Below are 14341 nucleotides of genomic sequence, written 5' to 3' on the forward strand. Positions count from 1 at the left end.
TCACAGTATATGAGGGCCGGTCTCCGCATGTGCCTAATCAGTCAATTAAATCTCCCTGGAATATTTGCTCCTGCTGCAAATACCCGCGCAGCGGAGCATAATCCGCCGATGTCCAGAACGCGGCATCCCGCAGCAGCTCTGCAGCGTCATCACGCGCCAGCTCCAGCGTCTCGAAATCAGCCGTCATATCCGCCAGCCGGAATTCCGGCAGCCCGCTCTGCTTCGTCCCGAAGAAATCCCCCGGTCCCCGCAGCTCCAGATCACGCCGGGACACCTCGAAGCCGTCATCCGTATCCGTCATCGCCGTCATCCGCTCTCTGCCAATTTCCGATTTGGGATCTGCCATCAGCACGCAGTAGGACGCATGTTCCCCTCTGCCGACCCGTCCGCGCAGCTGATGCAGCTGTGACAGGCCGAAGCGGTCGGCATCCATAATGATCATCAATGTGGCATTCGGTACATCCACACCCACCTCTACGACTGTAGTAGAGACTAACAGCTGCAGCTCATTGCTGTAGAAGGCACGCATCACTTCATCCTTCTCTGCAGGCGTCATCCGCCCGTGAAGCAGCCCTACCTTATAGTTCGGGAAAGCCTGCGACATCTGAACATGCAGATCAATCGCATTCTGCACGTCCAGCTTCTCCGACTCCTCAATAAGCGGGCAGATCAGATAGGCCTGCCGCCCCTGGTCAATCTCACGGCTGATCAGATTCAATACCCGCTCCATCAGATCAGGCTTCACCCAGTAGGTCGTAATCGGTACACGCCCTTTGGGCCGTTCGGACAGCGTAGACACATCCATATCGCCAAAAACAGTGATAGCCAGCGTACGCGGAATCGGGGTGGCCGTCATCGTCAGCACATCCGGGTTGTAGCCCTTGCGCCGCAGGACACTGCGCTGGTTCACCCCGAACCGGTGCTGCTCATCTGTGACTACAAGTCCCAGACTGCGGAAGAAGACATCATCCTGAATTAAGGCATGGGTTCCGACGACCACATCCAGCATTCCCAGCTGCAGAGAAGCCAGCAGATCCTTACGTTTGCGTCCGTTCACACTGCCGGTCAGCAGACCGACTGTAATGCCGAACGGTTCAAACATTCTGGTGAGCGAGCGTATATGCTGTTCGGCCAGAATCTCAGTCGGCACCATCAGTGCCCCCTGAAATCCCGATCGTACGGTCGCATACAGTGCAATAGCCGCCAGTACGGTTTTGCCGGAGCCTACATCCCCTTGCAGCAGCCGGTTCATACAGTACCCTGAGCGCATGTCATGCAGAATCTCCAGCTCCACATGCTTCTGGGCGTCCGTCAGTTCAAACGGCAGACTCCGCACAAACTGGCGGACTGTGGCGTTATCCACTGTATGGACCACACCGTCCATTCTGCCGCGGTTCAGTACACGGAAGGCCTGTACCTTGAGCTGGAACAAGAAAAGCTCCTCATAGACCATCCTGCGCCTTCCCTGCTGTCCTTCGCGTGTATCCTCCGGCTGGTGGATCGTGGCAATTGCCTTTTTACGCGACATGAAATCATACTTGCGCATAATACTGTGCGGGAGGATTTCCGGAATCAGCTCTCCATACTGCTGCAGGGCCTGGCCTATGATTTTGCGGATCCAGGATTGTGTGATCTTGCCGCCTACAGAGTACACCGGCTGCAAGGTTCCCGTCTTGCCTTCTCCCCGGTCCGGAAATTCATAATTGGTTACGGTAATCTGATTGCGTTTCTGATCCCATTTCCCGGTAAGGACTACTTCACGGCCCACCGTCAGCTGCTCACGTGCATAATGCTGGTTGAACCACGTTGCCGTGAACATCCACGGCTCGGCCACCATCTTGCAGCTCATACGTGATTTGCCCCCGAAGCGCTGCAGCACCGGAATGCCGATTACCTTAGCAACGACGGTTGCTTTATCGCCATGCTTAACTTCACTAAGAATCTTTGGCCGGAAATCCTCATAACGGAACGGGTAGTATTCCAGCAAATCCTTCACTGTAAAGACGCCAAAGGCGTGAAGCTCGCCTTGCTTTTGAGCGCTCACGCCAGTTATTTGTTTCACTTCAATTGATTCCAAAGCCAGCACCATGTTCATCCCCTATACTAGGCGGGCCAGATGAATACGGCTAAGGTCCCGTTGCCGACATGGCTGCCTACGACAGGTCCAATGTTGGTCAGTACCTTCTCTTCCAAGGTGAAATGCCCGGACAATTCCTTGAGGAATTCTTCGCCGGAAGCCGGTTCAGCCGTATGACCCACGGCCACATTGATTTTGTTCACACCCGGCAGATCTGCCTTGAACAGCTCGATCATGCGGGCAACTGCCTTCTTGCGGCCTCTAACCTTCTCTACCGCATAGATGATTCCTTCTGCATCAATTGACAGGATCGGCTTGATATTGAGCAGCGTACCCAGGATGGCGGACGCTTTGCCGATTCTGCCGCCCTTCTGGAGATATTCCAGCGTATCCACCAGGAAGTACAGCTTGCGCGATTTGCGCAGACTCTCTACCTGCTCCAGAATTTCCTCCGGCGTCTTGCCCTGCCCGGCCAATCTAGCGGCTTCCACTACCATGAACCCGAATCCGTAGGAAGCGGACAAGGAGTCAACCACGGTGACCGACTCCCCTTCCTCTTCCAGCATGGATTTGGCCAGGACAGCAGATTGATAGGTTCCGCTAAGTCCGGAGGAGATATGGAAGGACAGGACCTTGCTGCCCGGATAACGTTCCAGAATACTGCGGTACACGTTCATATATTCGACCGGCGACGGCTGTGAGGTGGTCGGCAACTGCGGCGAGCGGGGAAGACGCTCATAGAACTGCTCCGGAGTCATATCCAGATTATCCCGGAAAGCCTCTTCGCCGAACATCAGTGTCAGCGGAACGACTTCAATGCCGTACTGATCCGCCAAGGCAGGCGGGATATCGGAAGTGCTGTCGGTAACGATTACGGTACGATTCATGGATTTCCTCCCCTTACTATGATTTAGCTGATCCACTCTGCTTGCTTAGGTCTAAGATGTCTATGGCTCCACTGAGAAAAGATAGTAATACAGCGGCTGGCCTCCATCATGAACTTCTACTTCAACCTGCGGGTAGGTTTCTTCCAGCCATGTGCTGAGGGAATCCGTAACGTCTGCTTCGGCATCTGCACCTGTCAGCACCGTTACAATCTCGTCACCATTCACCAGCATGCTAGCCAGCAGCTGCTTGCTTACAGCAAGCAATTCATCGGCGGCAGCAACGATCTTGGAGTTCGAGATTCCGATATACTGCCCGGCTTTGATCTCCAGCTCTTCAATGACTGTATCGCGCACAGCATTGGTAACCTGTCCCGATTTGACCTGTGCGATTGCCTCCAGCATATTGCTCGTGTTGGCATCTACCGCTTCCTCTTCCTGGAAAGCAAAGGCGGCCGAGATTCCCTGGGGAATACTCTTGCTAGGGATAACCGTGATGTCACGTTCGCCTTCCAGCAGCTCCTTGGCCTGCTGCGCAGCCAGTACTATATTGGAGTTATTCGGCAAAATGTAGATATGCTTCGCTGAAATAGAAGATATCGCATTAACGAAATCCTCCGTGCTAGGATTCATCGTCTGGCCGCCGGCCAGGATGGCATCCACGCCAAGACTGCGGAAGATATCAGAGATTCCATCTCCCGAAGAGACTGCGATGAAGCCGTATGGCGCCAGATCATCCGCAGGAGGAACTGCCGGCGACTGTATGCTGGCCTTCTCTTCCGGAATATCGGCGAATACATCCGGCATTGGAGCAATATCCATTCCGGCTGTCAACAGATCGCGGTGCTGCTCACGCATGTTAAGAATGTGAATCTGTGTGATCTCACCATGCAGCAGCGCCAGGTTAAGCACCTCGCCGGGAGTCTTCGAGTGCACATGCACCTTGATGGTCTCATCATCCGAAATTACGATGATGGAGTCTCCGTTAACTGACAACGCTTTCCGAAAAACTTCCTCATCAAAATCTGATTTCACAGATGCGCCAAGCTGGCGGTTGATGAAAAATTCCATATCATATAAAAATTCGATGTCTTCCGTAGAAAGCTGGGATTGGGCGGAAGACTGTACGGAGGACAATACGTTCTCAGGTTTAGTCAGTACTGCTGCAGGAATTGGTGCAGGAACTGAGGCTTGTCCTTGTACAGGTGTCTGTACAGCGGCTGATCCGCTGGTCAGATACTGGTGGAAACCTTCATAGATGTAGACCAGACCCTGACCGCCGGAATCCACAACACCGACCTGCTTGAGCACAGGCAGAAGTTCAGGTGTATTGGCTAGCGCTTCCTTGGCTTTGGCCAAAACCTCGGTCATCAGCTCAGTAACATCCGTTGTACGGCGCGCATAATACACTGCATGTCTCGCAGCTTCCTTGGCGACGGTAAGAATCGTGCCTTCAACCGGTTTAACCACTGCTTTGTAGGCTGTATCAACGCCAGTCTGCAGTGCTGCAGCGAACTGCTGCGTGTTCAATTCTTCATATTGGGCTGCATAACGTCCAAGACCTCTGAATAACTGCGACAAAATAACGCCGGAGTTCCCCCGCGCGCCCATCAAGAGTCCTTTGGAGAGTACTCCTGCACATTGGCCTACAGAGGCAGTATTATTTTTCTTCAATTCATTCGCGCCAGCGGTCATCGTCAAATTCATGTTTGTTCCCGTGTCTCCATCCGGAACCGGAAAAACATTTAAAGAATTGACATGCTCCGCATGCTGCTGCAGCTTTTCCGCACCGGCGAGTACCATTGCGGTAAAATCTGTCCCGTTTATAGAACGCTTACTCAATGAGAATTCCCCTTCCTAACTTCATGCCTAATCAATTCTATGATTAACTGGACATAATGCACTAATTTATATTGTACTATAAGAGTCTAAAGAAATAAATGTTTTTGAATCGGTTGACGTAGCAAATTTTGCTGTGATATTATATTTAAGTATTGTTTTACGCAGGTGTAAGTAACAAGGAGGTGTAATCTATGTCCCGCAAATGTACAGTAACAGGCAAGAAACCGGGCAGCGGCAACCACGTGTCTCACGCAAACAACCGCAACCGTCGCTCTTGGGGAGTTAACGTTCAGAAGGTCCGTATCCTAGTGAACGGCAAACCGAAACGCGTGTACGTCAGCACCCGTGCTTTGAAAGCCGGTAAAGTTGAACGCGTTTAGTCTTGGATTATCCTAGACCTAGCGATATCTCATATGAAGCAAAAAGCACCCTTTACATTCGTAAGGTGCTTTTTTTCATGTTTTCTGTTCTGCCTCGCTCAGCTCTTCTGAAAAGTGTTCAAAATCGCTTTAACAAAACCTCCCAAAAATCTTGGCAGCTTGAACGTGTAAAATTTCATGATTAACCCTCCCATCAATTCATGCCATGCAGTAGGAGACTATCCTGTCATGATGTGTATGCCAACGAACTGCAGACCTCCCTTATTGTACAAAAAAAGGCTACATGAGATTTCTGCTCATGTAACCATATTTATGCGGGTATAACTTGGCCTATACCTAAGCACTCCGGATTAAAGGACAGCACCATCCGCCGCCTCACGGATCGCCCGGATTGCACCTGCGCGGTCACTGCGTCCGAAGACCGCATTGCCCGCTACCAATACATCAGCCCCAGCTTGCGCCACGAGAGGCGCTGTAGCTTCGGCAATTCCTCCGTCCACCTCAATGCGCAGCCCCTTGTGATTGATCTCACCGGCCCATTCTCTAAGCTGTGTAATCTTATGCAGCGTACGCGGAATGAAGGCTTGTCCGCCAAATCCCGGATTCACTGTCATAACCAGCACCAGATCAACATCCTCGAGAACCTCACGCACAGCAGCTGCCGGAGTACCCGGATTAATCGCCACACCGGCCATCAGGCCGAGCTCCTTGATCTGATGAACCACCCGGTGCAGGTGTACACAAGCTTCTGCATGGACGGTAATTACAGCCGCCCCTGCGGCGGCAAAATCAGCGATATACCGTTCCGGATTCTCGATCATCAGATGAACATCCAGCGGCAGGGAAGTATGGGCTTTGACCGCTGCTACAATGGCAGGACCCAGGGTAATATTCGGCACAAAATGACCGTCCATCACATCTACATGAATCCAGTCCGCACCGCTGGCTTCGGCTTCCGCGACTTCTGCACCAAGTGCGGCAAAATCTGCTGACAATATGGAAGGAGCAATAATAACCATGTGTTTAGTACCTCCGCTTTTTATCTTTCATTTCGTTGTAGAACAGCTTGTAATGCTCATAGCGGCTGTCCGCAATCTCTCCAGCCTGCAATGCTTCTAGCACCTTGCAGCCCGGTTCGTGAAGATGGCTGCAGCCGCGGAATTTGCAATTCTCCGCATAGGAAGCGAACTCACGGAAGCATTCGGACAATTCATCCACTCCCAGCTCCAGAAAGTCCAGCTGGCTGAACCCCGGTGTATCGGCTACGAAACCGCCATTCCCGATATCCATTAATTCAACGTGACGCGTCGTATGACGCCCGCGGCCAAGCCGCAGGCTGATTTCGCCTGTCTCCAGCTCAAGGCCCGGTACGAGGCGGTTCAGCAGGGTTGACTTCCCTACGCCGGACTGGCCTGAGAATACACTGATGATTCCGCCCAATCGCTTCCGCAGCTCATCGGCGCCTGATCCGTTTAGTGAGCTCGTAACCATTACTTCATAGCCAATTTGTTCATAGAGAGCTTTGACTGCTTCTGTAGCCTGGCCCTCATCATCCGCCAGATCCTGCTTGGTCAATACAATCAGCGTGTCCAGTCCGGAATGCTCGATGTGAACGAGAAATTTGTCCAGCAGGTTGAGGTTCATATCCGGTTCCCGCACAGAGAACAGCAGTACGGCCAGCTTCACGTTCGCTACCTGCGGACGGATCAGTTCAGAATCACGGGGGAGCAGTTCATCCACCATCCCCTCCCCGTTCTCGGTCAGCATGTAGATAATCCGGTCACCTACCAGAGGAGCTATTCCTCTTTTCTTCAGTATTCCGCGTCCCCGGCATTGTACAGCCTGTTCCTCCGTTGCGATGAGTCCATCCTTAAGCGGCTTCACATAATAATATCCGCTCAGCGCTTTGATAATGATTCCTTCAGGCATACATATTAAGCCTTCCTCTCCTGATTTTGCGCAAATGACCCAAGATTATATCCCCGGGTCATTTAGCCTCTCCAGCTGTAATGGTGTTGCCACCGCCCCGCTGAAGCTTATCTCTTTTTATTTATTTTTGCTTTTGCCCTTGCCATTTCCGCGGGAAGCGGCAAGCAGTTTATTATTGTTGTCTTTACCTGGTATGAAGCCCGTCTGATCACCTGTACCTGTCTCTTCGCCCTCCCCGGTGCCCGGCGGCAGAATCTCAGGTTCGATCGTAGGCTCAGCCGGAGCCTCGGTCGGTGCAACGGTCGGTTCAGGCGTCTGAGTCTGAACCGGAGGAGGTTCAGGGGTCTGTACATTGTTATTCTTGACATCCACATAAGTTATAGGATAGGTCTCGAGGAATTCTCCGTCCCGGTATACGGATACCATCCCATCCTTGTTGGGAGCAAGCAACATGTTCACGGATAAGGTCTGACTTTTGCCAATCGTGCGTGTGCCCCACTCCTGGTTCTCGCCATTATTACGCGCATCTGCAAAGACAATGCGGATTTTGCTCTTCTGTCCGTCCACTGCTGGTGCAACCGGTACGTTAAAGGTATATTCCAGTGCTTCCGGAGGATAACCTGAACTGAGGTAAATGGTTATTTTCTCTCCGGGGGGAACCTGATCCCCTTCCTCATACGCCCACTGCTTCGTGACTTCGCCCTTCTCATACGTGAAGCTTGGCTCTTCCTTAATTTCATCCAGCACAAGGCCGGCTTTCTCAAGCGCTGCCTTCGCTTCCTTCTCTGTCATTCCAAGGAGGCCCGGCATATTCGTGCTCTCTTTCCCCTTACTCACGATCAGCTTAACCGTTACAGTCTCAGGATCATACTCACTATTTGCCGCAGGCTCGGAGCTGATTACTTTGCCCTTGTCAAATTCTTCACTGAAACGTTCGTCCGGACTGCTGATTCTATCCTGTGCAATTCCCAGTGCAATTAGCTCCTTGACTGCATCATCATAGCTCATATTAGAAACATCCTTAAGCTTAGGCAGAACCTTGGCGGTACTTACCGTAAGGATAATATGCGTTCCTTCCTTGACCATCGTGTCAGTCTTACTCTGTTTCCAGACGATATTTTCTTCGAAATTCGGGTTGTATGCCTGCACCGGCGGCTCTTCTGCGAACAAGCCCACCTCTTCAAGGGCAGCTTTGGCTTGCTCAAAAGAAATACCGGTAACAACCGGAACCGCCACTTCATCCACGGACAATTTGGAGTTGACATACCAGACGACCCCGCCCATGGCGATCAGCAGTATCAGGGTAAGACTGATCCACAGCGCCGCGCGGCCCGATTTGCGCTTGCCGGGTGGAGGAGGCGGAGCATCCTCCATACTGCGGACACGTTCCTCTCCGCCGCCGCCACGGCTGCCCAGACCCCGCTGGAGCGGTTTGATTGCAGGAATCACCCGCGTTCTGTCCTCGTCCTCTTCGTCATCGAATAAGACCTTGGACTCGCTCCGCCGTTCTGGCAGCAGACAGGTCTCCAGATCCTGCAGCATTTGCTTAGCGGACTGATACCGTTCTTCCGGATTCTTGCGCATTGATCTCAGGATTACATTCTCCACGCTTTGCGGAATCAGCGGATTCAGCAGGCGCGGCTCCTCAAATTCCTCCTGAAGATGCTTCAGCGCTACACTAATAGGACTTTCCCCCAGAAAAGGCAGCACCCCGGTAAGCATCTGATAGAGCACGATCCCCAGAGAATAGAGGTCGGACTTCTCTCCTGTGGTCACGCCTTTGGCATGCTCAGGCGAGAAATAATGCACGGAACCGACCACGGAACCCGTCTGGGTTATGGTAGTGGACGTAACCGCCCGGGCAATTCCGAAATCCGTTACTTTAACCCGGCCATTACGGCCGATCAGAATATTATGAGGTTTAATATCGCGGTGAATAATCTGATTCAAATGCGCATGATCAAGTGCATCACAAATTTGTGATGCAATCCGCACGGACTCGTCAACCTGCAGCGGAGCCCGCTCTTTAATGATTTCGTTAAGATTCTTGCCTTCAATATATTCCATAACAATATAATGGACTTCATCTTCCTGGCCGACATCGTAAATGCTGACTACATTTGGATGAGATAACGATGCCGCTGATTGCGCCTCCCGCCGGAACCGGCGGATGAATTCCTCATCATGCACAAACTGGTTGCGCAATACTTTGATAGCAACATTCCGGTTGAGCAGAATGTCATGGGCTCTGTAGACGAGCGCCATGCCACCTCCACCGATCCGTTCGATGACTTGGTAGCGGCCGCCCAATTCGTGACCGATCATCTATCCCACTCCTTTGTCTCGGGCACTGCGGCCTCTCCTTGGTGTTCTAACATAGCAACGCTGATATTATCGTTGCCGCCGGCAAGCAATGCCAGCTGAAGTAATCGATCCGCTCTTTCTTCCAGAGAAATCTCATGAATTCCGGCTACCTTGGCCATATGCTCGGGGCTGACGAAATTGCTGAGTCCGTCGCTGCACAGCAGCAGAAGCTCCCCAAGTGCAAGCGTAACAGAAGCCAGATCCGCAGACACCACGGCATCCGTCCCCAGGGCCCGGGTCAGCACATTACGGCGCGGATGGCTGCCCAGCTCCTCCAGGCTGATCTGGCCGTTCTTGAACAGCTCATTGACCAGCGTATGATCCTCGGTTAGTTGTATTGCAGCACCGTCCTGAATAAGATATGCCCTGCTGTCTCCGATATGGCCGATGTATCCCGCTGACCCTTTCAGTAGAGCAGCTACGATGGTAGTCCCCATGTTGTGGTATTTCTCATCGCTTTGAGCCTCTTTGTGGACCGTGTGATTGGCTTCCAATATGGCGGCTGACAGTGCCTCCTTCAGCTCTGCCTCCGGAAGATCAGGCTGCAGCTGGTCCAGAATGTTCCTGACCGTCTCCAGCGCAATCCTGCTCGCGGTATCGCCAGCCAAATGTCCCCCCATCCCGTCGGCTATAATGCCGAGGGTATAACCGTGGCGCGTAGCGCCGATCCAGACCGAATCCTCATTGACGGTACGTACCCGGCCAATGTCGCTGGCTTGAACTGTTCTGATCAAATATCCTCACCCCAACTCCATATGTTTGGCACGCAGCTGACCGCATGCGGCCGCAATATCATGGCCTTGCTCACGGCGGATCGTAACGTTCACGCCATGATCGGCCAGTATACGCTGAAATTCAAAGATATCATTGCGGGAAGTCCGTACATACTTGCGCTCAGGCACATGGTTAACCGGAATCAGGTTCACATGGCAGAGCATGGTCTTAAGCACACCCGCTAATTCCTCGGCATGCTCAGGCTGATCGTTCACGCCGCCGATCAAGGCATATTCGAAGCTGATCCGGCGGCCTGTCTTGGCCTGATAATAGCGCAATGACTCGATTACATCATCAAACGGATAGCGGCGGTTAACCGGCATCAGCTTGGAACGGAGCGTATCATTAGGCGCATGAATCGAGATCGCCAGATTGATCTGTGTATCCTCGTCAGCAAACTTGTAAATATTCGGCACAATCCCGCTGGTCGATACTGTAATATGGCGCTGGCCAATATTCAGACCCTTCTCGTGGATCATGAGGCGCAGGAATCTCATGGTTGCGTCGTAGTTCTCGAAAGGTTCGCCGGTGCCCATGATAACGATGCTGCTGACGCGTTCGCCGCGGGCATCAAGAATCTGCTGGGAACGCACTACCTGGGCCACAATCTCCCCTGCGGTCAAATCGCGCTTCAGACCTCCAAGCGTAGACGCGCAGAAGGTACAGCCGATCCGGCAGCCCACCTGGGTAGTTACACATACGCTATTGCCGTAATTGTGCTTCATAATAACTGTCTCAATCGCATGATCATCATGCAGACCGAACAGGAATTTCACAGTACCGTCTTTGGATTCCAGCTTCGTAATTTCAGTCAGAGCCGAAATACTGAATTGTTCCACCAGCTTGCCGCGCAGTGCCTTGGAGAGATTGCTCATGGATTCAAAATCATTGACCCGCTTCACATACAGCCAGTCAAAAATCTGTCCGCCGCGAAAAGCCGGCTCTCCGTTATCCTTGGCCCACTGCTGCAACTCTTCTAAAGAAAAATCATATATTAAAGGTTTCATTGTTATTAGCACCTGTTCTTTCGTAAATTATATGCGTATTATTTCTCATTCTTCCTATTTTAACACAAATTCCAGAGCCGGTAAAAGAAAAGCCCGCCGCGCAAAACCTCTGCGGGGCGGGAAGCTGTAATTCCATGCAGAAATCACTATATTACGAGAGTCGCTCCAGCCGGGCAATATAGAATCCGTCGCTTCCGAAATGATGGGGAAGCAGCTGTATTCCATCGCCTGCGGCAATTGCGGTTCCCTCAAGCCGTTCCCAGACGGCGGTCTTGAAGCTGACCGGAGCGAACCCGGGATTACGCTCCAGGAAATCCCCGATAATCCGGCCGTTCTCTGCCTGCTCGGTAGTGCAGGTGCTGTAGACCAGCACACCGCCAGGCTTAAGGAGCCCGGCGACCGACTGCAGCAGTTCATGCTGCAGCGCAGCTACGCTGTCCACATCTCCGGGCTGCTTCCGCCACTTCAGATCCGGCTTGCGCCGGATCACCCCAAGCCCCGAGCAAGGGGCATCCAGCAGAATCCGGTCGAAAGATTCCGGCTGAAGAGCGGCACCCAGCTGCAGTGCGTCGCCGCTTAAGGTAGCGATGCATTCCAGACCCAGACGAGCTGCCTGATCTGCGATAAGCTTCGCCTTATGCTCATGCAGATCATTAGCCAGTATAGATCCTTCGTCCTTCATCAACTCGCCCATATGCGCGCTTTTGCCTCCGGGAGCGGCACAGCAGTCCAGCACCTTCATTCCTGCTTCAGGAGCTACAACTTCAGCCACCAGCATGGAGCTTTCATCCTGCACTGAGAGATATCCGTCCCTGTACCAGGAAGTCAGAGCCATATTGCCGCCGCCCTTAACAATCACCCCGAAGGGGCTAACCTTCGATTCAGAGGCCTCAAGACCCGCTTCGAGCATCTCGGCCAGCAGCGCCTCACGGCTGATCATAGTTGTATTGACGCGGACACTGACCGCAGGCGCTTCGTTATTCGCAGCACATATGGCCTCCGCCGTGTCTGTACCATATTCCGCAGACCAGCGGTGCACCATCCAGAGCGGATGGGAATGAACAATAGATATCCGCTCTTCCCTGCTGAGTCCATCCGGCAACACCGGCAGTTCCCCAGCCCGCAGCACGCTGCGAAGCACGCCGTTAACCATGCCGGAAATCCCCTGATGGCCGCGTTTCTTGGCTATATTCACAGCCTCATTAACGGCTGCATGCGAAGGAACCCGGTCCAGATACATAATCTGGTACAAGCTCAGACGCAGCAGATTACGCACCCAGGGCTGAAGCTTAGCTACTCCCTTGCTCACAAAACCCTCCAGAACATAATCCAGAGTAATCATCCGTGAGATCGTGCCGTACACCAGCTCCGTAGCCAGTCCGGTATCTTCACGGCTGAGAGCGCCTTTCTGCAGGCTGCTGCCGAGCAGCAGATTGCTATAGGCCCCCTGCTGCTCTACGCGGACAAGAACATCAAGCGCAACCTCGCGTGCAGAAGCTGCCGCCGGCGGTTTGCCGCCCGGCTTCTTCTTGCCTGCTCCTCTGGCTTGACCACCCGGAGCTGAGCTCCCGGAAGCCGCTGACGTGTTGCCTCCAGAGGGATTACGCGGTCCGCCGCCTTTGCCGCCCGCGCTCAACCCAGCACCGTGCCGGGCTTAAGACTTGCGCCGCGGCTGAAATCTGCCGCACTCATCGCTTTTTTGCCGGCAGGCTGTACGGTTGTCAGCAGGAGAATCCCGTCGCCGGTCTTCACTTCAACTCCACGTTCGCTTACAGACAGCACTGTACCCGGAGCAGCATTACCGCCGGCGGAACTGCCGTTATCCGGCTTCGCCGCCGCCCATACCTTGAAGGTCTCGTCATTCCATAGGGTGAAGGCACCCGAGAATGGTACCAGCCCGCGGATACGGTTATAGGTTGCCAGTGACCCGGCCGTCCAGTCGATCCGTTCATCCTCGCGGCTGAGATTCGGCGCATAAGTTGCTTCGCTGTCATCCTGCACCGTCGCCTCTACACGTCCAGCCGCAAGTCGCGGCATTTCCGCCTTCAGCAAATCACGTCCGGCAATGCTCAGCTTCCCGAACATGGTGCCTGAGGTATCCTCGTCCTCAATCGGCACCTCTACCCGCGAGATCATATCTCCGGTATCCAGTCCTTCCGCCATATACATCAGCGTCACACCCGTTACCTTCTCACCGTTAATGATGCAGCGCTGGATCGGGGCGCCGCCGCGGTATTTCGGCAGCAGTGAGCCATGGACATTCACACATCCGTTCTTCGGCAGCTCCAGCACACTCTTCGGCAGAATCTGCCCGTAAGCCGCTGTAACAATCAGATCCGGCTCATAGGCAGCCAGTTCAGCTACCGCCTCCGGGCGCCGCATCCGTTCCGGCTGAAGAACCGGCAAGCCCAGTTCAAGTGCAGCCTCCTTCACAGGTGAAGGGGCAAGCGTCTTCTTGCGTCCTTGCGGACGGTCCGGCTGGGTAACCACAGCGACTACCTCATAGCCCTCCTCCAGCAGCATCCGCAGGGAGGGTACCGCAAAAGCCGGCGTTCCCATGAACACTATCTTCATTTCATTCACTCCTCAGTTTCACTGCGTTCTGCTGTATACTCATATACCTTCTCGGCGATATCCGTGAACAGCACACCGTTCAGGTGATCGATTTCATGCTGAAAAGCCCGTGCAAGCAATCCGCTTCCGGTAATTGTAACTTCGTTGCCTTCACGGTCCAGACCGCGTACGGTTACTGTCTCTGCACGGCGTACATCGCCGTTCAGACCGGGGATACTCAGGCAGCCTTCAGGTCCGAACTGCTCCCCGTCCATGCTGATAATCTCAGGGTTAATCAGCTTGATCAATCCATGCTCTTCATCGGCATCGACTACGATCAGACGCTTTAGAATTCCAACCTGCGGAGCTGCGAGACCAACGCCTTCCGCGTCATACATCGTATCCGCCATATCGTCGAGCAGTTTTTGCACATTCGGGGTTACGGTTGTTACGGTCTTAGCTTTCTTGTGTAATACTTCATCCGGTTCTTTCACGATCAGCCTGATTGCCATTACAAAAACACCATCCTTG

General features: G+C 53.3%; 13 protein-coding genes. 1 reads left to right on the top strand and 12 read right to left on the bottom strand.

Annotation, left to right across the window (positions count from 1 at the left end; all coding sequences use genetic code 11):
- Positions 1–37: 37 nt before the first annotated feature.
- Genes recG through GC101_RS05400 form a run of 3 tightly spaced genes read right to left on the bottom strand, consistent with a single transcriptional unit; the run spans position 38 to position 4803 of the window.
- Positions 38–2089 carry an ATP-dependent DNA helicase RecG gene (gene recG / locus GC101_RS05390; protein WP_171716428.1) on the bottom strand — a complete coding sequence of 684 codons (2052 nt, stop codon included), beginning with the start codon at positions 2087–2089 and terminating at the stop codon, positions 38–40.
- 14 nt (positions 2090–2103) lie between these two features.
- Complete coding sequence (locus GC101_RS05395; RefSeq protein ID WP_171716429.1) at positions 2104–2964, bottom strand: DegV family protein; 861 nt, start codon at positions 2962–2964, stop codon at positions 2104–2106.
- 60 nt (positions 2965–3024) lie between these two features.
- A complete protein-coding gene (locus tag GC101_RS05400) occupies positions 3025–4803 on the bottom strand; it encodes a DAK2 domain-containing protein (RefSeq protein WP_171716430.1) in 1779 nt (592 codons plus the stop codon).
- Between the two features lie 191 nt (positions 4804–4994).
- Here GC101_RS05400 and rpmB point away from each other — a divergent pair, with 191 nt between their 5' ends.
- Positions 4995–5183, top strand: a complete 189-nt coding sequence (gene rpmB / locus GC101_RS05405; protein ID WP_019911441.1) for a 50S ribosomal protein L28 — start codon at positions 4995–4997, stop codon at positions 5181–5183.
- A gap of 98 nt (positions 5184–5281) precedes the next feature.
- Here rpmB and spoVM read toward each other — a convergent pair whose 3' ends face one another.
- The 9 genes from spoVM to def all read right to left on the bottom strand — a co-directional run bounded on the left by spoVM (position 5282) and on the right by def (position 14322).
- The gene (spoVM, locus tag GC101_RS05410; protein ID WP_020431362.1) at positions 5282–5362 is read right to left on the bottom strand and encodes a stage V sporulation protein SpoVM; all 81 of its coding nucleotides are present in this window, start codon (positions 5360–5362) and stop codon (positions 5282–5284) included.
- 171 nt (positions 5363–5533) lie between these two features.
- A complete protein-coding gene (rpe, locus tag GC101_RS05415) occupies positions 5534–6202 on the bottom strand; it encodes a ribulose-phosphate 3-epimerase (RefSeq protein ID WP_039298023.1) in 669 nt (222 codons plus the stop codon).
- A gap of 4 nt (positions 6203–6206) precedes the next feature.
- Entirely contained in the window at positions 6207–7112 is a 906-nt protein-coding gene (gene rsgA, locus GC101_RS05420; protein ID WP_171716431.1) for a ribosome small subunit-dependent GTPase A, read from the bottom strand.
- Positions 7113–7229: 117 nt separating this feature from the next.
- Entirely contained in the window at positions 7230–9437 is a 2208-nt protein-coding gene (gene pknB / locus GC101_RS05425) for a Stk1 family PASTA domain-containing Ser/Thr kinase (RefSeq protein WP_171716432.1), read from the bottom strand.
- On the bottom strand, positions 9434–10210 hold the full coding sequence (locus tag GC101_RS05430) for a Stp1/IreP family PP2C-type Ser/Thr phosphatase (RefSeq protein WP_039298018.1): 777 nt from the start codon (positions 10208–10210) through the stop codon (positions 9434–9436). Before GC101_RS05430 ends, pknB begins: the two co-directional genes overlap by 4 nt.
- A gap of 6 nt (positions 10211–10216) precedes the next feature.
- A complete protein-coding gene (gene rlmN, locus GC101_RS05435) occupies positions 10217–11257 on the bottom strand; it encodes a dual-specificity RNA methyltransferase RlmN (protein ID WP_042136599.1) in 1041 nt (346 codons plus the stop codon).
- Between the two features lie 151 nt (positions 11258–11408).
- Positions 11409–12893 (bottom strand): 16S rRNA (cytosine(967)-C(5))-methyltransferase RsmB, encoded by a 1485-nt coding sequence (rsmB, locus tag GC101_RS05440; RefSeq protein WP_171716433.1) that lies wholly within the window; start codon positions 12891–12893, stop codon positions 11409–11411.
- A complete protein-coding gene (gene fmt / locus GC101_RS05445; protein ID WP_042136595.1) occupies positions 12890–13831 on the bottom strand; it encodes a methionyl-tRNA formyltransferase in 942 nt (313 codons plus the stop codon). The genes rsmB and fmt overlap by 4 nt, the downstream gene beginning before the upstream one ends.
- Before the next feature lie 5 nt (positions 13832–13836).
- The gene (gene def / locus GC101_RS05450; RefSeq protein ID WP_042212916.1) at positions 13837–14322 is read right to left on the bottom strand and encodes a peptide deformylase; all 486 of its coding nucleotides are present in this window, start codon (positions 14320–14322) and stop codon (positions 13837–13839) included.
- Positions 14323–14341 lie beyond the last annotated feature (19 nt).

The sequence above is a fragment of the Paenibacillus phytohabitans genome (genome assembly GCF_013141775.1).
GTDB classification, from domain to species: Bacteria; Bacillota; Bacilli; order Paenibacillales; family Paenibacillaceae; genus Paenibacillus_AQ; species Paenibacillus_AQ phytohabitans.

Coding starts and splice junctions, on each gene's coding strand:
- recG (WP_171716428.1), bottom strand. CDS start 2,089: ATGGTGCTGGCTTTGGAATCAATTGAAGTGAAACAAATAACTGGCGTG.
- GC101_RS05395 (WP_171716429.1), bottom strand. CDS start 2,964: ATGAATCGTACCGTAATCGTTACCGACAGCACTTCCGATATCCCGCCT.
- rpmB (WP_019911441.1), top strand. CDS start 4,995: ATGTCCCGCAAATGTACAGTAACAGGCAAGAAACCGGGCAGCGGCAAC.
- spoVM (WP_020431362.1), bottom strand. CDS start 5,362: ATGAAATTTTACACGTTCAAGCTGCCAAGATTTTTGGGAGGTTTTGTT.
- rpe (WP_039298023.1), bottom strand. CDS start 6,202: ATGGTTATTATTGCTCCTTCCATATTGTCAGCAGATTTTGCCGCACTT.
- rsgA (WP_171716431.1), bottom strand. CDS start 7,112: ATGCCTGAAGGAATCATTATCAAAGCGCTGAGCGGATATTATTATGTG.
- pknB (WP_171716432.1), bottom strand. CDS start 9,437: ATGATCGGTCACGAATTGGGCGGCCGCTACCAAGTCATCGAACGGATC.
- rlmN (WP_042136599.1), bottom strand. CDS start 11,257: ATGAAACCTTTAATATATGATTTTTCTTTAGAAGAGTTGCAGCAGTGG.
- fmt (WP_042136595.1), bottom strand. CDS start 13,831: ATGAAGATAGTGTTCATGGGAACGCCGGCTTTTGCGGTACCCTCCCTG.
- def (WP_042212916.1), bottom strand. CDS start 14,322: ATGGCAATCAGGCTGATCGTGAAAGAACCGGATGAAGTATTACACAAG.